The sequence below is a fragment of the Duganella sp. HH101 genome (assembly GCF_001758795.1).
GTDB lineage: Bacteria > Pseudomonadota > Gammaproteobacteria > Burkholderiales > Burkholderiaceae_D > Rugamonas > Rugamonas rivuli.
The window spans coordinates 246,023-264,260 of record NZ_LRON01000006.1 but is presented as its reverse complement, the minus strand read 5'-3'; the positions used below and the strand labels follow the sequence as shown (position 1 = coordinate 264,260).

Sequence of the window (18,238 nt, the reverse complement as noted above, 5' to 3'; positions counted from 1 at the left end):
AATCATGTAAATCGTTTAGTTTGATTCATCCGCGAGCCTTCGTTGCCGTTTGCCGAGAGAGGCTTCCACATATGTACGCTGCAGTAGATCTGGGTTCCAACAGTTTTCGCCTCCACATCGGCAAGCATGACGGGGAGGGGATCCGCGTCCTCAAATCCGTGCGCGAGCCTATCCGCCTGGCCGCGGGCCTGGACGACAATGGCAACCTGACGCCGGCCGCCATGCAGTCCGCGCTGGCCTGCCTGAAAAACTTCCGCGCCGTGCTGGCCGCCTACAAGCTTGACGGCGTGCGCGTGGTGGCCACGTCGGCCATGCGCGTGGCGCGCAATTCCGCCGCCTTCCTGCCCGAAGCCGAGCTGGCGATCGGCTATCCGATCGAAATCATCTCCGGCGAGGAGGAGGGGCGCCTGATCTACATGGGCGTGGCCAATGCGCTGGCGCTGGCCGGCGAGCGCCGGCTGGTGATCGACATCGGCGGCGGCTCCACCGAGCTGATACTGGGACGCGGCCAGGAAATCGAGCGGGTCGAATCGTTCAGCGTCGGCACGGTCAAGCAAAGCCTGTCGTTCTTCATCGGCGGCCGCGTCGACGGCCCTTCGTTCGAGGCGGCCATCCTGTCGGCGCGCAGCCATTTCGAGGACGCCGCGCCGCCCTACCATCCGCAGTACTGGAAGCAGTGCTACGGTTCATCCGGCACCGCCCGCACCATCGCCGACATCATCGTCAAGAACGGCATCGGCCGCGAAGTCAACGCCGAGACGCTGAACGCCCTCAAACAGCGCTTCATCGAATTCGGCCACGTCAGCAAGATCGAAATGGCCGGCCTGCGCCCGGACCGCGCCAGCACCATCATCGGCGGCCTGGCCATCCTGATCGGCCTGGTGCGCGAGCTCGATATCCCGGTGGTGCAGCCGATCGAGGCCGGCCTGCGCATGGGCGTGATGTGGGACTTGCACCTGCGTTCGACCAAGCGTGACCGCCGCGAGCAATCGGTGCAGGCCTGTTTGCAGAAGTTCCACTGCGACGAGCGCCGCGCCAACCGCGTGGCCGACGACGCGCTGGCGCTGTACATGCAGACCAAGCCGGCCGGCGACCAGTATGCGCGCCACCTGTACTGGAGCGCGCTGCTGCACGAGATGGGCATGGTGGTGTCGCACACCGGCTACCACAAGCACGCCGCCTATATGATCGAGAACGCCGACCTGCCGGGCTTCACCGCGCGCGAGCAGAAGACCATGGCCCGTTTGATCGCCGCCCACAAGGGCAATCTGCGCAAGGTGGCCGATGCGCTGGCCGAGCCGGATTTCACCAAGGCGGTGGTGGCGCTGCGGCTGGCGGTGCTGTTCATGCACTCGCGCATGGATGTCGACTTCACGCTGATCAAGCTGCGCATGAAGAACCGCATCGAGCTGGAAATCCGCCGCGAATGGATAGGCGACCATCCAACCCTGTCCTACTGGCTGGAAAAGGAGCAGGAGCAGTGGGATGAAGTTGGGGTAGACTTCAGCATACGCACCATCGGCTAATCTGTTGGGAGATTTATGAGGAACGACGCCATGCATCGTAGCTGCGCCCTGGTGTTGCTGGCGCTGTCGCTGGCATCGGCATCGGCCGCCGGCAAGGAGACCGTCTCCCTGTGCTTCGAGCAGCAGGACGTGCTGCCATGGCGCACCGAGAAGCAGGGCGGCCTCAATTTCGCCTTGCTGAAGATGGTTGGGCAGCGCCTCGATATCCGCTTCGATTATCAAGCCATCCCCTGGAAGCGCTGTCTGGCCGAGTTGAAGGCCAACGCGGTCGACGGCGCTTTCGCCGTCAGCTACAAGCCGGACCGGCGCGAGCTGGGCGAATATCCCGGCGGGCAGCAGATCGATGCCAGCAAGCGCATGCACATCGACAGCTATGTCGTGGTCCGTAAAAAAGGCAGCAAGGTGGAATGGGACGGCAAGAGCTTCCGCAACCTGGACGGCGCCATCGGCTTCCAGCTGGGCTACTCGGTCGGCGACGTGCTGCGCGCGCAGAACGTGGAAGTGGACGAGGGCAGCCAGCGCGCCGACGAACTGGCGCGCAAGCTGATCGCCGGCCGCGTGGCGGCGGCGGCGATCGGCGGCAGCGACGCCCACGGCTTGATGCATGGTCCTCTGGGGCCGCAGCTGGAGGAGCTGCCCATCCCCATCATCGAAAAGCCGTACTTCCTGATACTCTCGCACGGCATGCTGGCGGCGCGGCCGCAACTGGCGGAGCGCATCTGGCGGGCCATCGAGGAAGCCCGCAACAGCGCCTCCTACAAGAAGCTTGAAGCGGCCGAAGGAGTCCGTCATTGATCCGCAGGCGCCGGCGCAGGAGCCGGCCCTGAGCGCAGGCGGCCCGCTGGCCCGCCTGCGCAGCGCATGGCGCCGCAACATCCTGCTGCGGCTGGGTTTCGGCATCTTCATATCGGTGGCCGTGTCCACCGCGATCTACACCACCTATGTGATGCAGACGCTGAAAAGCGAGGCCGAACAGAGCCTGCGCGAACGCGCCGAGCGGCTGACGGCGGTGCTGTCGCAGGCGCTGGCGCGGCCGCTGTTCGACATCAACAGCGCCGCCGTCTCCAGCGTGGTCGACGCCTCGGGCGCCACGCCGGAGGTGCTGGTGCTGCGCGTGCTGGGCCCCAACGGCGCGGAGCTGGCCAGCTACGTCTCGCCGCTGCGCGAGCCGGTGGCGGCGATCAAGGTGCACCGCGACATCAGCTTCAGCGACGCCCGGCGCAGCTACCCGGTCGGCTCCATCGACCTGGCCTTCTCGCGCCAGCAGATCGACCAGGACCTGCGCCGCCAGATCTACAACACGGTGGCGGCCAACCTGCTGCTGGCGCTGGGCATCGTGCTGTCGATCTTCGTGGTCGGGCGGCGCGCGGCGCGGCCCTTTGCCGACATCCAGGGCAGCCTGGAAAAGCTGACGCGCGGCGAGACCGACATCAAGCTGTCCGGCATCGGCCGCGAGGACCAGGTGGGCCGCCTGTCCGGCGCGGTGCTGCGCTTCCGCGACACGCTGACCCGCCTGCGCGACGCCGAGTACGAGCTGCGTGAGCTGAACCGCGACCTGGAGCTGCGCATCGCCACCCGCACCCGGGAGCTGACCAGCTCCATGCAGCAGCTGGGCGACAGCCAGGCCAAGCTGCAGACCATCGTCGACACCGCGCTCGACGCCGTGGTGCGCATGGACCTGGCGGGCCGCATCGTCGGCTGGAACACCCAGGCCGAGCGCATCTTCGGCTGGAGCCGCGACGAGGCGCTGGGGCTGGCGCTGGACAAGACCATCATCCCGCCGCGCTACCGCTACGATCACCGGCGCGGCATGCAGCGCTACATGGCCGGCGGTGCCGGGGCTGTGCTCGACGCGCGCATCGAGGTCGTGGCGCTGCGCCGCGGCGGCGAGGAGTTCCCGATCGAGCTGGCGATCACCCAGGTCAAGTCGGAAGGGCAGGACAGCTACGAATTCTGCGCCTTCATCCGCGACATCAGCGACCGCCGCGAGCGCGAACAAAAGCTGGTCAACGCCAACGTGATGGCGGAGGCGGCCAATATCGCCAAGTCGGAATTCCTGGCCAATATGAGCCACGAGATCCGCACGCCGATGAGCGCCGTGATCGGCATGGCCTACCTGGCGCTGCGCACCGAGATGACGCCCAAGCAGCATGACTACATCAGCAAGATCCACCGTGCGGCCTTGTCGCTGCTGGGCATCATCAACGACGTGCTGGATTTCTCGAAGATCGAGGCGGGCCGGCTGGACATGGAATCCATCCCCTTCCTGCTGGAGGAAGTGCTGGCCAATGTCTCCGGCGTGACCGCGCAGCGCGCCGCAGACAAGCAGCTGCGCTACCTGGTTTCGGTGGCGCCCGATGTGCCGCGCCATCTGGTGGGCGACCCGCTGCGGCTTGGGCAGGTGCTGATCAACCTGGTCAACAACGCCGTCAAGTTCACGGCCGAGGGCGAGCTGGAACTGCGCTGCGAAGTGCTGCCGGCCGCCGCGCAGGAAGGTATGGCGGCGCTGCGCTTCTCGGTGCGCGACACCGGCATCGGCATGACGCAGCAGCAGAAGGCCAAGCTGTTCCGCGCCTTCAGCCAGGCCAACGGCTCCACCACCCGCCACTACGGCGGCACCGGCCTGGGGCTGTCGATCTCGCAGCAGCTGGTGCGGCTGATGGGCGGGCGCATCGACGTCGAGAGCGAGCCGGATCATGGTTCGACCTTCCATTTCGATCTGCAGCTGCCGCTGTCCGACGCGGCCGCCGTGGCGGTGCAGGCGGCCGTGCACCATGGGCCGGTGGGCGACCTGACGCTGCATGCGTCGCCGCGCCGCGCGGCGCGCGTGCTGCTGGCCGAGGACAGCCCGGACAACCAGGACGTGACGCTGGAGTTGCTGGAGCTTCAGGGCATCGCGGTGGACGTGGTGGGCAACGGCCGCGAGGCGCTGGACCGCCTGCAGGCCGCCGGCCCCGATACCTATGACCTGGTGCTGATGGACCTGGGCATGCCGGTGATGGATGGCCACGAGACCATCCGCCTGCTGCGCCAGGACAGCCGCTTCAACGAACTGCCGGTAATCGCGGTGACGTCGCACGCGCTGGCCGGGGTGCAGGCGCAGTGCCTGGAGGAGGGCATGCAGGACTACATCGCCAAGCCGGTGGACCCGCAGCGCCTTTACAGCGTGCTGTCGCGCTGGCTCGGCCTGTCGATGCGGGCGATTCCGCCGCTGCCGCCGCGTGAGGATGCCGGCGTGGTGGAGCCGCGCCAGGCGCTGGCCGAACTGCGGGCGCTGCTGGCGGAGTTCAGCGGCGACAGCGTCGATTATTTCGGCAGCGTGCGCGCATCGCTGGCGACGCTGCTGCCGCCGGTGACGATGAGCCGCCTTGTCGCGCATATGGAGCATTACGAATTCGAGGCCGCCGGAAAACTGCTGGCGGCGGTCGCACAGGAACAGGAGGGATCATGAACATCAAGAACGGACGGCCGACCATACTGATCGTCGACGATACGCCGGACAATATCACGCTGCTGTCCAATTTGTTGAAGGATAAGTACAACACCAAGGTCGCGACCAGTGGCGCGACGGCGCTGCAAATCGTCGCGGGGGCACAGGTGGACCTGATCCTGCTGGACATCATGATGCCGGACATGGACGGTTATGAGACTTGCCGCCGCCTGAAGGAAGATCCGCAAAGCAGCGCCATACCGGTGCTGTTCCTGACCGCCAAAAGCCAACCCGAGGACGAGGCCATGGGCTTGAGCCTGGGGGCTGTAGATTTCCTACGCAAACCGGTTAATCCGGACGTGCTGTTCGCCCGCGTCGCGCTGCATTTGCGCTAGAACAAGCAAGAAAAGCGTAAATGATATATATTGTTTATATTGTTGAATTAAAATTGGAGTTGTTATGAATAAACCTGTTACTGCCCTCGTTAATGGCAAAGCCCCTGCGCTGCCGAAAAAACCTGTCGTGAAAACCGCCGCCAAAGCCGCCGCCAAGCCGGTTGCCAAGGCTGCCGTCAAGCCGGCCGCGCCGAAAGCCGCCGCCAAACCAGCTGCTGCGAAACCGGCGCCCAAGGCCGCCGCCAAGCCGGTCGCCGCCAAGGCCGCGCCGAAGGCTGCAGCGAAACCTGCTGCTGCGAAGGCCGCACCCAAGGCAGCTCCTAAAGCCGCGCCTAAGGCCGCGCCGAAGGCCGCCGCCAAGCCTGCACCTAAAGCCGCCGTCAAGGCCGCGCCGAAGGCCGCAGCCGCCAAGCCGGCGCCAGTGGACGCCGCCGCCAAGGACAAGGCACGCAAGGAAAAGCTGGTGCGCGACAGCTTCACCATGCCGGAGCAGGAATACGCGGTGCTGGGCCAGGTCAAGAAAGCCTGCCTGAAGGCCGGTTTCGAAATCAAGAAGAGCGAACTGCTGCGTATCGGCGTCGCGCTGATCAGCCAGATCGACCTTGCCACGCTGCAAAATGTGTTGGCCGGCCTGCCGCAACTGAAAACCGGACGCCCAAAGAAAGCCTAATTAAAAAACAACACTTCGCCCATTGTCACGGAACTGACACCACCTTGTCATTTTCCTGAAGTATTCGACCGTTACGCTTGCTTCGTCTCCCACAGAAAGGATGAAGCATGCAAACTTCGATCATACAAGCCGACGTCCGAGCAGCGTCCGGTAAGCTGGTACTCAGTATGGCAAGCACACCGGAAGAGCTGCGCGAAGTACAGCGCCTGCGCTACAAGGTGTTCATCGAAACAATGGGATTGAGTTCGCTGGTCCGCGAGGATGGCCTGGACAGCGACGAATTCGACGAGCACTGCGATCACCTGATCGTGCGCGATACGAGCACGCTCAAGGTGGTCGGCACCTACCGCCTGTTGAGCGCAACGCGCGCCCGCAAACTGGGCCGCGTCTACTCCGAGGGCGAATTCGACCTGGGCCGCCTGAACAACCTGCGCGGCCGCATGGTGGAAGCAGGCCGCGCCTGCATCCATCCAGACTACCGTGGCGGCAGCGTCATCATGCTGCTGTGGTCCGGCCTGGCCGAGTACATGCGTCGTGAAAACTGCGACTACCTGGTCGGCTGCGCCAGCATCAGCCTGGCCGATGGCGGCCACAATGCCGTCGCCGTCTACCAGTCGCTGGCCGCCGCCCACCTGGCGCCGTCCGAATACCGCGTCACCCCGCACCTGCCGTTCCCGTTCTCGAAGCTGGAAGCCGCGCAGAAGCCGCAAGTGCCGCCGCTGTTGAAGGGCTACATGCGTTCGGGCGCCTGGATTTGCGGCGAACCGGCATGGGATCCTGATTTCGAAAGCGCCGACCTGTTCCTTCTGCTGCCGCTGGCGAATCTGGACGGCCGCTACGCCCGCCATTACGGCGTGGCCGGCGAACAGCTGGCCGCCTGACGCAGTGCCACGGCCCCGTGTAGAATAAGCCGTTGTGCTTATTCAGCGGGGCTGCGATGAAGTTTGAAACAGAGACGGAAGGAAGCGGATCGCAGGAGCGTTCCGTGTTGCGCCGTCGCGGCGGGGCGTCGCCGGACGCCAGCCGCACCACCGACCACGTCGCCGAGGAACGCCCGGTGGCGTTGGTCTTCAATGGCATTTCGCATGCCGTCATGATGGTCACGCCACGCGAGCTGGAAGCATTCGCGCTCGGCTTCGCGCTGACTGAAGGCTTGGTCGGCAAGGCCTCCGACGTTTTCGATATCGAACTGCGGGAGCATGCACGCAGCTTCGAAGTCGCCCTTACTATCGCCCAGGAAGATTTCATGCAGCTCAAGCAGCAGCGCCGTTCCATGGCGGGCCGCAGCGGTTGCGGCGTGTGCGGCGTCGAGAGCCTGGAGCTGCTCGATTTGCAGCCATCGCCGATCGAGGCGCCGGCGCTGCACGATGAGGCTGCGCTGCCGCCGGCGATAGCCCGCGCTGCGGCGGAACTGGGCGGACACCAGCAGCTGATGCGTGCCACCGGCGGCGTGCATGCCGCCGCATGGTGCGCGGTGGATGGCGCGGTGCTGCGCGTGTGCGAGGACGTCGGCCGCCATAATGCGCTCGACAAGTTGATCGGACATCTGGCGCGCGAGGGCGTGGACATGCGGCGCGGCTTCGTCTTCATGTCCAGCCGCGCCAGTTATGAGCTGGTGCGCAAGGTGGCGCGCATGAATATCCCGATGCTGGCGACCATCTCCGCCCCCAGTACACTGGCAATCGACATCGCCGCCGAAGCGGGCGTGAAGCTGGTGAGCTTCTGCCGCCAGGACGGCTGCGTCGAATATACCTAGCTATTCCGCCGACGACTGATCCGCCGACAGCTGCAGCAGCACCGGGATCGATTTCGAGGTCGGCGTGCCGGCGCCGTCGGCGGTGCTGTGCAGCGGGATCAAGCCGTTCGTCTCCGGGAAGTAGGAGCCCAGGCAGCCGCGTGGGATGTCGTATTCCACCAGCAGGAAACGGTCGGCGCGGCGCTCGACATCGTCGTCCCACACGCTGACCATGTCCACCCACTGGCCGTTGCGCAGGCCCAGCATCTGCAAGTCTTCCCGGTTGATGAACACCACGCGCCGCAGGCCGAACACGCCGCGATAGCGGTCGTCCATGCCGTAGATGGTGGTGTTGTACTGGTCGTGCGAACGGGCCGTCATCAGCGTCATCAAACGCTCGCCGTATTTGGCGCGGGCGCGGTGGATAGGCGTATCGGTGTCGACGGCGCGCGGCAGGAACTGCGCCTTGCCGCTGGCCGTGCGCCATTCGCGCTCGCGCGAGGCTACTCTCAAGTGGAAGCCGCCCGGCTTGGCCACGCGCGCGTTGAAGTCGTGGAAATCGTCGAATACTTTTTCAATACTATCGCGGATGCTGGCATAGTCGGCGGCATAGGCCAGCCAGTCTACCTTGCCGCTGCCCAGCGTGGCGTGCGCCATGCGCGCCGTGATCGCGGTTTCGGACAGCAGGTTGTCGGAGGCGGGCGTGTTCATGCCGTAGGACAGGTGCACCATGCTCATTGAGTCTTCCACCGTCACGCCCTGCGGCACGCCTTGCTGCAGGTCGATCTCGGTGCGGCCCAGCGTCGGCAGGATCAGCGCGTCCTTGCCGTGCACCAGATGGCTGCGATTGAGCTTGGTCGCCACCTGCACCGTCAGGTCGCAGGCGCGCAGGGCGTCGAAGGTCAGCGGCGTGTCCGGCGTCGCCATCGCGAAGTTGCCGCCCATGCCGAAGAAGACTTTGATCTTCCCGTCCAGCATGGCCTGGATGCTTTCGACCGTGTCGTAGCCGTGCGCGCGTGGAGGCTCGAAGTCGAACACTTTCTGCATGCGGTCGAGGAAGGCCTTGGCCGGCTTTTCCTCGATGCCCATGGTGCGGTCGCCCTGCACGTTGGAGTGGCCGCGCACCGGGCACAGGCCGGCGCCGAGGCGGCCGATATTCCCGCGCATCATCATCAGGTTGGACAGCATCTGTATCGTCGCGACCGCGCCCTTGTGCTGGGTCAGGCCCATGCCCCAGGTGCAGATCACTTTCTTGCCACGGATGTAGACCTCGGCCAGCACCTCGATCTGGTCGCGCGGCACGCCGGATTCGGCCAGCAGCTGGTCCCAGTCCTGGGCGCGCAAGTCCTGCTCGAAGGCTTCGTAGCCGGTGGTGTGGGTGGCGATGAATTCGCGGTCCAGCAGGCTGGCTTCACCAGCCGCCAGCGCGGCGTCGTCGCGTTCGACCAGGCGCTTGGCCACGGCCTTGATCAGCGCGAAGTCGCCGCTCAGTTTCGGCTGCACGAACATGCTGCTGATGCTGGTGCTGGAATTGGTCAGCATCTCCATCGGGTGCGACGGGCTGGTGAAGCGTTCCAGGCCACGCTCGCGCAGCGGATTGATGGAGACGATGGTGGCGCCGCGCTTGGCGCAGTCGCGCAGCTCGCCCAGCATGCGCGGGTGGTTGGTGGCCGGGTTCTGGCCGAAGATCAGCAGCGTGTCGGCGTGCTCGAAGTCTTCCAGTGTCACCGTGCCCTTGCCGATGCCGACGGTGCCCGGCAGGCCGCGGCTGGTCGGCTCGTGGCACATGTTCGAGCAGTCCGGGAAGTTGTTGGTGCCGTACATGCGCACGAACAACTGCAGCAGGAAGGCCGCCTCGTTGCCGGTGCGGCCGGAGACGTAGAACGTGGCCTGGTTCGGGTCGGGCAGGGCCTTCAGGTGGCGGGCGATCAGCGCGAAGGCGTCGTCCCAGGCGATGGGCAGGTATTTGTCGCTGGCGCTGTCGTAGACCATCGGGTCGGTCAGGCGGCCGTGCTGTTCGAGTTCGTAGTCGGATTGCGTCAGCAGCTCGGCCACCGTGTGGGCGGCGAAGAAATCGGGGCGAACGCGCTTGCTGGTGGCTTCGGCCGCCACCGCCTTGACGCCGTTCTCGCAAAATTCGAAGGTGGACGCGTGTTCGCGGTCGGGCCAGGCGCAGCCGGGGCAGTCGAAACCGTCCGGTTGATTCTGTTTGAGCAGCGTCTTGTAATTGCCGCCGCTGACCTTTTCGCGCACCAGATTAATCGCCACCTGTTTCAAAGCGCCCCAGCCTGCGGCTGCGTGTTGGTAGGGTTCGATGCGTCCTTCGGGTTTGGTCTTCTGCATAACTTATTCCAGTGATTCTTGTTGAGCGGAGTATAGTGCAGAATGAGGTTTTTGAGCTTGGAGGGGGCATCGCACTTCGGGCGGTAATCCAGATTTCACCTGACAACGATCGGCAGGTAAGTTAGAGTCATCCGGGACCGTTACCGACCAAGGACGACCGTTCCCAGGCGACCAACCTTTGCCATTTTGAGCTTAATGCCCATATTCCAGGGTTATCATGCGACGACGGAAGGATTGTGCTCCAATGCCATTTAACTTTAACACCTTCAAGACTTTGACTGGCGGTATCCATTTTCAGGCATCGTCGGTCGATGCGCTTCGCCTTTTAGTCGACACCCCGGCCGCGCGGATCGGGGACCGGGCGACCCACGCCGGCAAAGTGAAAAGGGCGATGGAATTGATGCCTGTGGTTAAAATCGAAAAATATAAGAAAGGGTTGGCATATTTGATCGAAGAATACAACCCCTTGATCACCGATATAGCACCCGCGCCTCTGCATCCCATGCATGCCGGTGAACGCGTTAAATTTGGTCACGGGGTTGAAGAAGAAATGGTTGACCGGGGTGATTTGCTGTATGGCTTGGGAGAAGATTATGGGCGAGTCAATCGCGTTTACATGGCACTGTTGTTCACCGGGCCACGCTATGCCGATGTTTACAACAATGCGGTTGGGATCGGTACTGGAACTGCCTTTGGTCGGATAAACAATCACAATCGTTGGGAGGGGACGCCCACGGCGGCGTCGGTGGCCAATGCGATTGCGAGTAGCATGGAGGATCTCGCGACCAAGAATGATGCCCATGCACCCATGAAGCATGCTCATACGAGAGGCTTGATGAATTCCAGGTTTTCCCCCTTGACGGTTTTTGCGGATACAAACGAAGTACTTGCCCGTAATAATAATCGGGGTATGGGGGTCGAACCCGGCGACGCTTTGAATACCGCTTTGTGGAACAAAGCCATCCGCCGTGCTTGCAAGTATGGCTTGGAGATGGTGGCGACGGATCCCATATTCACCACAAGGGGGGCACAAGTTCACTTCGTCCTTGACGGCCTTGGCGACTTGGCCACCGTGGCTCAAAAAAAGTCGCTCGACGAAATCTTGATGCGTCAGTCGAGTTCCAAATTTGTTCCCATTACCAGCTCTGAGTTATGTTTCGTATTTCGCAATTGGGGGAAGCTGAGGAACATCGTCAGATTCTGGGTCAATGGGCTGGAAGTGCAGGCACCTTGGCTATCGAATTGGAGTGAGCCCGACGTGTCGGGTAATCAGGTTATCAGCGGCTGGGAGGCATGGCGGCGTTATGAGCTCAAGCGACGTATCATTAAAGGCAAGGGGTAGTGCATTGATCCGGCCGGACCGTCCTTGTATGGCGTTGGCAACGGGGCGGGGCCAGCCGGTCGCTACACGTCGCGTGTAAAGTGAAGTAGGAGCTGATAAGCAATGGATGAAGAAATCATGACCGCGCTGATCGGCGTGCTGGAGGCGCTGTGGCGCATCAACGCGGAGTGGCCGGACAAGTCGTGCACGCTGGCGAAGCTGAGCAAGCAGTCGGAGCGGCCGATGTCGGTGCTGCGGCGTCAGCTGACGATGCTGGTCGATGCTGGCTGGGTCGCGCTGGAACTGGAGGAGGGCGGCGTCACCGGCACCGTACTGCTGACCGAGAGCGGTCGGCAGCTGGGCCGGGAGTTGTTCACTTAATTTATTTTCCGCGGCGACGACGGCGCGCTGCCTGCATGGCCAGCAAGCCGGCCAGCATCATCCCGTACGTGGCCGGTTCCGGCACCGGCGCCAGCTGGTAGTGGTACAGCGCCACGTGCAGATTCGGATTAGTTAGCGACTGGCCGCTGCGGTCCGGGTCGACCACCTGTTCCACGTACATGTCCAGCGTGCCGTCGGCGCTGGCGCGCAGGGCGATGCCTTCCATCTCCAGTTCGCCCGTAGGCTGGGGCAGGCGCACTACTTCCTCCACCGCGCCGCTCAGCAGGTTGCTGCGGTAGATCGATTGCGTCGCATTGTCCGACGCCATGTACAGCCAGTCGCCCACCACTTTCGCGCCCTGGATGCGCGCCAGCGGCGTGTCCAGCGTGATGGTGTGGCTGAAGCTCCAGTCATCCAGGTTGTAGACGTTGATGGTGTTCCCGTTCTGCCACTCCTTGCCGTAGCCGACGCCGCGCTTGGCGTCAACGGCCACCCAGCTGGCCAGGTCCTTGTTCGGATTGGCGGGCGTGCCGCCCAGCTCATAGACTTTGCCTGTGTAGCTCAGGTCCGAGGCGTTGAACAGCGCCACATGCGGCTTGGTGTAGCCGGCCGTGGAGTCGAGCGAGGCGTAGATCACGCCGTTGTGATAATCGATGTCGCCGATGTGGTTGAGCCCTTGCGCCATCAGCGCGCCGGGGATGCCGGGCGACAGATTGCCCGGCAGCGTGAACGCGGAATTGCGCTGCACGGAATCGAAGTTGTTGTCGGCGCGTTCCAGCCCGTACTGCCAGGAGAAGAACCACTGCTTGCCGTCGGTGGCCATGCCCTGGCTGCGATACAGGCCAGTGAAGGAATTGGGCGTCGGCGTGTGCATGTAGAAGTTGTCGACGCCGGCCAGTTTCCAGGCGTCGGCGGCGTGTGCCGGGATCAGTGCTGCGGCGCTGAGCAGCAGGGCCAGCAGGGTAGGGACGCGCATGACTTACTCCATTATCAAATTTGCTTGAACTTATGATAATGCTGATTTATGACCGGCCCACGACAAAATTTAAAACGCCTTGCCCCGCAGCCCGGAATAGACGGCGTCGAACACCTGCAAACGATCGAGCGCGGGCACCGGGCCTGTGTCGATCGGATCGCTCAGCCGCTGGACTTTTCCGTCGATGCCGCGAAACGCCGGCCAATGCGGCACGCCGCTGCCGTTCGGATCGCCCGTGGCGGCAAAGTGGACCCAGTAGCTCGACATCGCCGCCGCCAGTTTGCGGTCGGCGGCGCGCCAGGCCCAGGGGGCTTGGTCCAGATGGTCGAACATATACCAAAGTTCGGCGTAGTGGCTGGCGCCCCAAGCGGCATAGACCGAATCGGCCGGAAACGGTGGGCGATGGTCGAAGCTGTAGTAGTACACCGGGCTGCGGCCCTTCTGCGCCAGCCGCGCCCAGGCCCACATGTCCCAGCCGAAGCGCAGGTCGCGCTCTAGTGCGAGGCGGCCCTCGCGCGCCTGGGCGTCGGTGGCGTGCGGGTACGCCGCCAGCAGCGCCGGCGGAAGGGCGCCGACACTGGCGGCGATGTCGGCTTCAAAGCTGTCGGCGCGCACCGTCGTCACGTTGACCAGCGCCCGTGCTTCTTCGCTGTTTGAACCGAGCAGCAAAGGCACGTCGTGATTGCGGCCCTGCGCATAGGCTTCGTACGGCGACAATGGCAGCACGTCCGGTTCGATCACGGGGTGGGTGACTGCGCCGGCGCCGCCGCCCAGCAGGCGCTCGGCCGGCAGCTTGCGCATCGCCTCCAACGTGGTGGCGCCCAGCGTGCCCATGTAGCTGGCGCCGTCGCGTTCCGCGTTGGCCAGCAGGTAGCCCGGCGCCAGTTGCAGCGGTTCGAAGATGCCGCCGCTCTGCGCGATGGCGCGCTGGAACAGGCCCTTCGCGCGCGGCGACGACAGCAGCGCGCTGACGGCCATCGCGCCGGCCGACTGTCCGGCGATGGTCACGCGGCCCGGATCGCCGCCAAAGGCTGCGATGTTACGCTGCACCCATTCCAACGCCGCGATCTGGTCCATCAAGCCGTAGTTGCCCGATGAACGATGGGGCGATTCCGCGCTCAGGGCAGGGTGGGCCAGGAATCCCAGCGCGCCGAGGCGGTAGGCGATCGTCACCACCAGCACGCCTTTGCGGGCAAGGCGGTCGCCGTGATACAGCGGCATGGACGCAGAACCGTTGGCATAGCCGCCGCCATGTATCCAGACGATCACAGGCAAGCGTTGGCCGGCGCGGTGCAGCGGCGCCCACACGTTGAGGTAGAGGCAGTCCTCGCTGACCTCTGGCGGCGTCTCGCCCGGCATCGATACGCCTTGCTGCATGCAGGCCGGGGCGAACTTGCTGGCGTCGCGCACACCCTGCCATGCCGGCGCCGGCTGCGGCGGGCGCCAGCGCCACGCGCCCAACGGCGGCAGCGCGTACGGAATGCCGCGATAGACGTCCACGCCGTCTTGCCCTTGTCCCGCCAGTGCGCCGTCGGTGGTCATCACCTGCGTCGCCTGCGCTGCTTGCGCGCAGCCACAAGCCAACTGCAATGTCAGCAACCACCTCCATACCGTCTTACTCATGCCAGTTCCTCCTCGATTGGTCAGCGGCCAGTGTCATTGGCCGGCGCCGTTTCGGCTAGACCGGCTGGTCACATTTCGTCCTCGGTTCGTCCCAGATCGCTGCTAGAATCGTCCGCATGACCACTTCCGCTCATCCCGCTCCGGCATATACGCGCTGGCCCGCCTGGCTGCGTCCGCATGCCTGGGTGCTGCTGTATTGGCTGGCCTTCCTGCTGGTGCTCGAACCCGGCAATATCCTGCGCGCCAGCCAGGCCGGCCAGACCTTGAGCCTGTCCCATGAAGTCATCCGCATCCTGCTGGCCGCCTTGCTGGGCACGACCGTCACCTCGGCGGTGCAAGCGCTGGTTGAACGCTTCCCGTTGCGCGGCCCAAGGCGCGGCCGCCATCTGCTGATCCACGCGGCCGGCGCCGCCGGCCTGGCGCTGACGCTGGTGGTGGCATCGTGCCTGCTGGCGGCGTGGGTCTTCGCGAGGCGCTGGCTGCCGTCCTGGGACGAAATTTGGGGCCAGTTGGTGAGCAATTTCACGCTGCTGATGTTCGCGCTGGCCGCGTTGGCCGCGCTGGTCCAGGTGGGCTTGCAGCGCGCGTCTCCGACCTCGCCGCCGGCCCGGCCAGCCGCCCCGGCGCCCGCCCTTGATGCCGCACCGGCGCTGACCCATGTGCAGGTTAAACGGCGCGGCCAGGTCATCTCCCTGCCGCTGTCCGAGGTGGACTGGATCGAAGCACAGGGCAACTACGTGGCCCTGCACGTCGGCGCGCAACAGCATCTGGTGCGCGACACCGTATCGCGCTTTGCCGCGTGCCTCGATCCGCTCAAGTTCCAGCGCATTCACCGCAGCATGATCGTCGCGGTCGACCGCATCCGCGTATTCGAAGCGCTGGCCAATGGTGACGCCCTGTTGCACCTCACGCGCGGCGGCCCGCTGCGTGCCAGCCGCAGTTACGCGGCGGCCGTCAAGGCGGCCGCGCCGCAGCCAGATCTGAAGAAATAAAAATCCGCTTGCAATCGCCCGAAGCGAGGATTACACTTTGATTGTACCGATCGGTACAATCAACTTGAAAAGGTAATCAAATGACACGTCCACCTCTCCCTCCGTTCACCCGCGAAACCGCGATCCAGAAAGTCCGCCTGGCCGAAGACGGCTGGAACACCCGCAATCCGGAAAAGGTCTCGCTGGCCTACACCGAGGACTGCCGCTGGCGCAACCGCGCCGAATTCGTCACCGGCCGCGCCGCCATCGTCGGCCTGCTGACCCGCAAATGGACGCGCGAACTGGAATACCGCCTGATCAAGGAATTGTGGGCATTTGAAGGCAACCGCATTGCAGTTCGCTTCGCCTACGAATACCATGACGACTCCGGCCAGTGGTATCGCGCCTATGGCAACGAGAACTGGGAATTTGCGGAAGACGGCTTGATGCAGCACCGTCTGGCCAGCATCAACGAAGCGCCGATCGCGGCGGCCGACCGCAAGTTCCACTGGGACGTGAACGGCCCGCGTCCGGCCGATCATCCGGGGTTGAGCGATTTCGGATTTTAGAAAGCAGACATGGCAAGAACGATGGTTGAACGCGGCGACGTGATCCCGCTGCTGGCGGAAGTGTTTCGGACTTACGGCTTCGAAGGCGCGAGCCTGGCCCGGATTTCCGAAGGCACCAAGCTGGGCAAGGGCAGCATGTATAACTTTTTCCCCGGCGGTAAAGACGAGATGGCCGACGCCGTGCTGGCCGAGATCGACGGCTGGTTCCGCGATCAGGTGTTCCAGCCGCTGCGCACCGCCGACGATGCGGCGCAGGGGATAGAGCGGATGTTCGTCGCGGTCGGCCGCTACTTCCTGTCGGGCCGCAAGGTATGCCTGGTCGGCGTGTTCGCGCTGGGCCATGAGCGCGACCGTTACGCGCTCAAGGTGCAGGGCTATTTTGCCGAATGGGTGGGCGCGCTGGCTGCGGCGCTGGTCCGCACCGGCCGCGACGCCGACACCGCGCAGGCGCTGGCCGAGGATGCCGTCGGCGGCATACAGGGCGCGCTGGTGCTGGCGCGCGCCGCCGACGAGCCGGCGCTGTTCATGCGCACGCTGGAGCGCATGCAGCGCCGCCTGCTGCCGGCTAAGGCTTGACCATCTCGTCGAAGGCCTTGCGCTGGCTGGCCTGGTAGGCCGGCGTGCGGCGGATGCGGCCTATGGTGTCCCACAGCTTTTCCATCAGCTGTGGATTGGCCTCGTAGAAGCGGCGCGAGGTGACGAGGAAGTAGGGCGCGTCGGTGAAGGGCTGCGGCAGTTCCTCGATCTTGCCGGCGAACTGCGGCAGGGCGAGCAGCTCGCGGCCATGGTACTCGGTGCCGACGGCGACATCGGCGCGGCCCGCCAGCATCTTGGCGAAATTGGTTTCCATGGTCTTGCCGCTGTTGTCGATCGCGACTTCCAGCGATTTCAGGTGATCGTGCAGCATCACCATGCCGAAGGGGACCAGCACCGGCGTGGTCAATTGCGAGAAGCGCTGGCCGTCCCATTCCACCTTGCTGCCCACGCGGCGGAACACCATCGAACGGCCGCTGTTGACGGCGCGCGCGGCATCGACCGTGGCGCCCAGTTCCTGCACGGCCTGGCGTATCAGCTGGTCATTCTACATGAGCGCGCGGCCGTCATACCAGCCCGATATCGCGCCCCTTGGTGCCGAAAATCTGTTCGACCTGTCCTGCATTGAGGCCGTACATGCGCGCCAGCAGGCCGCCGAACATGGCGCGGTATTCGTTGAGCACCGGGTAGTCGCGGTTCTGGAACAGCGTGGCCTGTTCCAGCCGTATCTGCTCGCCGCGCACCTTGCCGCCCTGGACGCCGCCGCCCAGCACCCAGTACACGGTGCCGTGTCCGTGGTCGGTGCCACGGTTGCCGTTCTCGCGGAAGGTGCGGCCGAATTCACTGACGACGATGACCACCGTGTCCTTCCAGTCCGGCCCCATCTCCTGCGCGAAGCCGGCCAGGCCGCGACCCAGTTCGTCCAGCCGCCCGGCCAGGTAGCCGGTGGCGCCGCCCTGGCCGACGTGGGTGTCCCAGCCGCCGACGTCGACGAAGCCGATATTGTATTTGTCCTTCATCAGCTTGGCGATGCGGCGCGCTTCCAGCTCGAAGCCCTTGGCGGTGATGGCGTTGCGGTTGGCCGCGTCCATCTCGCCTATCATTTCCTTCATCACGTCCTCGCGCACCGCGAAGCCGTCGCGCACCGGTTGCGACAACGCGCTGCCGTCGTACATGGCGGAGATCAGCCTGGCCTGGCGCGCGTCGACCGATGGCTTGGCGATGGTGCGCAGCGCCATGTTCGGCAACTGCACGCCGCCTTGCATGACCAGCGGCAGCTGGTCGGTGAAGGAGATGGCGCTGGCCTTGTCGGCGGTGAGCGTCTGCGCCAGCCGGTTCAGGAAGCCGGAGCGATAGTCGCGCGTGCGGTCCAGCGCCTGTCCCAGCTCGATGCTGTCCTGGGTTTCGAAGTGGCTGCGCGAGATATCCTCGGTGCCGGCGAACGGCACGAACGCCGCCTGGCCCGCCGTGAACAGCGGATAGATGCTGTCGCGCAGGGCGGGGTGCAGGCCCCAGTCGCTGTCGATGGGCAGCGCGGAATTGAGGTCGGCGCTGGGCTTGGGCACGGCGATGTTGGGCCGCACCTGGTAGTAGTACTGGCTGGAGATCGGCACCAGCAGGTTGGTGGCGTCGTAACCGCCGCGCATGAAGACGAACAGCAGCCGGGTCTTGCTGGCCGGCGCGGCCCACAGATTGCCGGCAACGGCGGGCAGCGCCAGCGCGGACAGGGATTTGAGCAGGGTGCGGCGTTTCATGTGCGGGCTC

At 64.7% G+C, this 18,238-nt stretch carries 17 protein-coding genes; 12 read left to right on the top strand and 5 right to left on the bottom strand.

Translation table 11 applies throughout. The features are described 5' to 3' along the window. The first annotated feature begins 71 nt into the window (after nucleotides 1–71). The 7 genes from DUGA2_RS12440 to fdhD all read left to right on the top strand — a co-directional run bounded on the left by DUGA2_RS12440 (nucleotide 72) and on the right by fdhD (nucleotide 7,777). A complete protein-coding gene (locus DUGA2_RS12440) occupies nucleotides 72–1,526 on the top strand; it encodes a Ppx/GppA phosphatase family protein (protein ID WP_070269568.1) in 1,455 nt (484 codons plus the stop codon). 30 nt (nucleotides 1,527–1,556) lie between these two features. Next, the gene (locus DUGA2_RS12435; RefSeq protein WP_070269680.1) at nucleotides 1,557–2,321 is read left to right on the top strand and encodes an ABC transporter substrate-binding protein; all 765 of its coding nucleotides are present in this window, start codon (nucleotides 1,557–1,559) and stop codon (nucleotides 2,319–2,321) included. Beyond that, the gene (locus DUGA2_RS12430; RefSeq protein WP_229214670.1) at nucleotides 2,293–4,977 is read left to right on the top strand and encodes an ATP-binding protein; all 2,685 of its coding nucleotides are present in this window, start codon (nucleotides 2,293–2,295) and stop codon (nucleotides 4,975–4,977) included. Before DUGA2_RS12435 ends, DUGA2_RS12430 begins: the two co-directional genes overlap by 29 nt. After that, nucleotides 4,974–5,351 carry a response regulator gene (locus DUGA2_RS12425; RefSeq protein WP_070269566.1) on the top strand — a complete coding sequence of 126 codons (378 nt, stop codon included), beginning with the start codon at nucleotides 4,974–4,976 and terminating at the stop codon, nucleotides 5,349–5,351. The genes DUGA2_RS12430 and DUGA2_RS12425 overlap by 4 nt, the downstream gene beginning before the upstream one ends. Nucleotides 5,352–5,478: 127 nt before the next feature. Next, nucleotides 5,479–6,021 (top strand): hypothetical protein, encoded by a 543-nt coding sequence (locus DUGA2_RS34010; RefSeq protein WP_070269565.1) that lies wholly within the window; start codon nucleotides 5,479–5,481, stop codon nucleotides 6,019–6,021. Between the two features lie 107 nt (nucleotides 6,022–6,128). Then, a complete protein-coding gene (locus DUGA2_RS12415; protein ID WP_008447113.1) occupies nucleotides 6,129–6,902 on the top strand; it encodes a GNAT family N-acetyltransferase in 774 nt (257 codons plus the stop codon). A gap of 56 nt (nucleotides 6,903–6,958) precedes the next feature. After that, the gene (fdhD, locus tag DUGA2_RS12410) at nucleotides 6,959–7,777 is read left to right on the top strand and encodes a formate dehydrogenase accessory sulfurtransferase FdhD (protein WP_070269563.1); all 819 of its coding nucleotides are present in this window, start codon (nucleotides 6,959–6,961) and stop codon (nucleotides 7,775–7,777) included. On the opposite strand, the gene DUGA2_RS12405 is transcribed toward fdhD, so the two are convergent. Then, nucleotides 7,778–10,099 carry an FdhF/YdeP family oxidoreductase gene (locus tag DUGA2_RS12405; protein WP_070269562.1) on the bottom strand — a complete coding sequence of 774 codons (2,322 nt, stop codon included), beginning with the start codon at nucleotides 10,097–10,099 and terminating at the stop codon, nucleotides 7,778–7,780. It abuts the gene before it with no gap. Between the two features lie 244 nt (nucleotides 10,100–10,343). Between DUGA2_RS12405 and DUGA2_RS12400 the strand changes: the two genes are divergently transcribed. Next, nucleotides 10,344–11,441 (top strand): hypothetical protein, encoded by a 1,098-nt coding sequence (locus tag DUGA2_RS12400; RefSeq protein WP_070269560.1) that lies wholly within the window; start codon nucleotides 10,344–10,346, stop codon nucleotides 11,439–11,441. A gap of 102 nt (nucleotides 11,442–11,543) precedes the next feature. Then, complete coding sequence (locus DUGA2_RS12395) at nucleotides 11,544–11,801, top strand: hypothetical protein (RefSeq protein WP_070269558.1); 258 nt, start codon at nucleotides 11,544–11,546, stop codon at nucleotides 11,799–11,801. Nucleotide 11,802: 1 nt separating this feature from the next. On the opposite strand, the gene DUGA2_RS12390 is transcribed toward DUGA2_RS12395, so the two are convergent. Further along, nucleotides 11,803–12,777 (bottom strand): PEP-CTERM sorting domain-containing protein, encoded by a 975-nt coding sequence (locus DUGA2_RS12390; protein ID WP_070269557.1) that lies wholly within the window; start codon nucleotides 12,775–12,777, stop codon nucleotides 11,803–11,805. A gap of 69 nt (nucleotides 12,778–12,846) precedes the next feature. Next, on the bottom strand, nucleotides 12,847–14,400 hold the full coding sequence (locus tag DUGA2_RS12385; RefSeq protein ID WP_070269555.1) for a carboxylesterase/lipase family protein: 1,554 nt from the start codon (nucleotides 14,398–14,400) through the stop codon (nucleotides 12,847–12,849). Between the two features lie 116 nt (nucleotides 14,401–14,516). Between DUGA2_RS12385 and DUGA2_RS12380 the strand changes: the two genes are divergently transcribed. The 3 genes from DUGA2_RS12380 to DUGA2_RS12370 all read left to right on the top strand — a co-directional run bounded on the left by DUGA2_RS12380 (nucleotide 14,517) and on the right by DUGA2_RS12370 (nucleotide 16,516). Further along, the gene (locus DUGA2_RS12380; protein WP_083296299.1) at nucleotides 14,517–15,392 is read left to right on the top strand and encodes a LytTR family DNA-binding domain-containing protein; all 876 of its coding nucleotides are present in this window, start codon (nucleotides 14,517–14,519) and stop codon (nucleotides 15,390–15,392) included. 80 nt (nucleotides 15,393–15,472) lie between these two features. Next, nucleotides 15,473–15,940, top strand: coding sequence for a nuclear transport factor 2 family protein (locus tag DUGA2_RS12375; RefSeq protein WP_070269552.1), 468 nt, complete (start codon nucleotides 15,473–15,475; stop codon nucleotides 15,938–15,940). A gap of 9 nt (nucleotides 15,941–15,949) precedes the next feature. After that, nucleotides 15,950–16,516, top strand: a complete 567-nt coding sequence (locus tag DUGA2_RS12370; protein ID WP_070269550.1) for a TetR/AcrR family transcriptional regulator — start codon at nucleotides 15,950–15,952, stop codon at nucleotides 16,514–16,516. Here DUGA2_RS12370 and DUGA2_RS12365 read toward each other — a convergent pair. Both DUGA2_RS12365 and DUGA2_RS12360 read right to left on the bottom strand, forming a co-directional pair. Further along, on the bottom strand, nucleotides 16,506–16,997 hold the full coding sequence (locus DUGA2_RS12365) for a hypothetical protein (protein ID WP_070269549.1): 492 nt from the start codon (nucleotides 16,995–16,997) through the stop codon (nucleotides 16,506–16,508). The genes DUGA2_RS12370 and DUGA2_RS12365 overlap by 11 nt on opposite strands. Nucleotides 16,998–17,040: 43 nt before the next feature. Next, nucleotides 17,041–18,228 carry a DUF1501 domain-containing protein gene (locus DUGA2_RS12360; protein ID WP_070269547.1) on the bottom strand — a complete coding sequence of 396 codons (1,188 nt, stop codon included), beginning with the start codon at nucleotides 18,226–18,228 and terminating at the stop codon, nucleotides 17,041–17,043. Nucleotides 18,229–18,238: the final 10 nt, after the last annotated feature.

What these genes read in the sequence shown, in the direction of transcription:
- DUGA2_RS12395 (WP_070269558.1), top strand. Translation starts at nt 11,544, where the DNA reads ATGGATGAAGAAATCATGACCGCGCTGATCGGCGTGCTGGAGGCGCTG.
- DUGA2_RS12360 (WP_070269547.1), bottom strand. Translation starts at nt 18,228, where the DNA reads ATGAAACGCCGCACCCTGCTCAAATCCCTGTCCGCGCTGGCGCTGCCC.
- DUGA2_RS12400 (WP_070269560.1), top strand. Translation starts at nt 10,344, where the DNA reads ATGCCATTTAACTTTAACACCTTCAAGACTTTGACTGGCGGTATCCAT.
- DUGA2_RS12390 (WP_070269557.1), bottom strand. Translation starts at nt 12,777, where the DNA reads ATGCGCGTCCCTACCCTGCTGGCCCTGCTGCTCAGCGCCGCAGCACTG.
- DUGA2_RS12425 (WP_070269566.1), top strand. Translation starts at nt 4,974, where the DNA reads ATGAACATCAAGAACGGACGGCCGACCATACTGATCGTCGACGATACG.
- DUGA2_RS12415 (WP_008447113.1), top strand. Translation starts at nt 6,129, where the DNA reads ATGCAAACTTCGATCATACAAGCCGACGTCCGAGCAGCGTCCGGTAAG.
- DUGA2_RS12405 (WP_070269562.1), bottom strand. Translation starts at nt 10,099, where the DNA reads ATGCAGAAGACCAAACCCGAAGGACGCATCGAACCCTACCAACACGCA.
- DUGA2_RS12370 (WP_070269550.1), top strand. Translation starts at nt 15,950, where the DNA reads ATGGCAAGAACGATGGTTGAACGCGGCGACGTGATCCCGCTGCTGGCG.
- DUGA2_RS12375 (WP_070269552.1), top strand. Translation starts at nt 15,473, where the DNA reads ATGACACGTCCACCTCTCCCTCCGTTCACCCGCGAAACCGCGATCCAG.
- DUGA2_RS12385 (WP_070269555.1), bottom strand. Translation starts at nt 14,400, where the DNA reads ATGAGTAAGACGGTATGGAGGTGGTTGCTGACATTGCAGTTGGCTTGT.
- DUGA2_RS12440 (WP_070269568.1), top strand. Translation starts at nt 72, where the DNA reads ATGTACGCTGCAGTAGATCTGGGTTCCAACAGTTTTCGCCTCCACATC.
- fdhD (WP_070269563.1), top strand. Translation starts at nt 6,959, where the DNA reads ATGAAGTTTGAAACAGAGACGGAAGGAAGCGGATCGCAGGAGCGTTCC.
- DUGA2_RS12435 (WP_070269680.1), top strand. Translation starts at nt 1,557, where the DNA reads ATGCATCGTAGCTGCGCCCTGGTGTTGCTGGCGCTGTCGCTGGCATCG.
- DUGA2_RS12380 (WP_083296299.1), top strand. Translation starts at nt 14,517, where the DNA reads ATGACCACTTCCGCTCATCCCGCTCCGGCATATACGCGCTGGCCCGCC.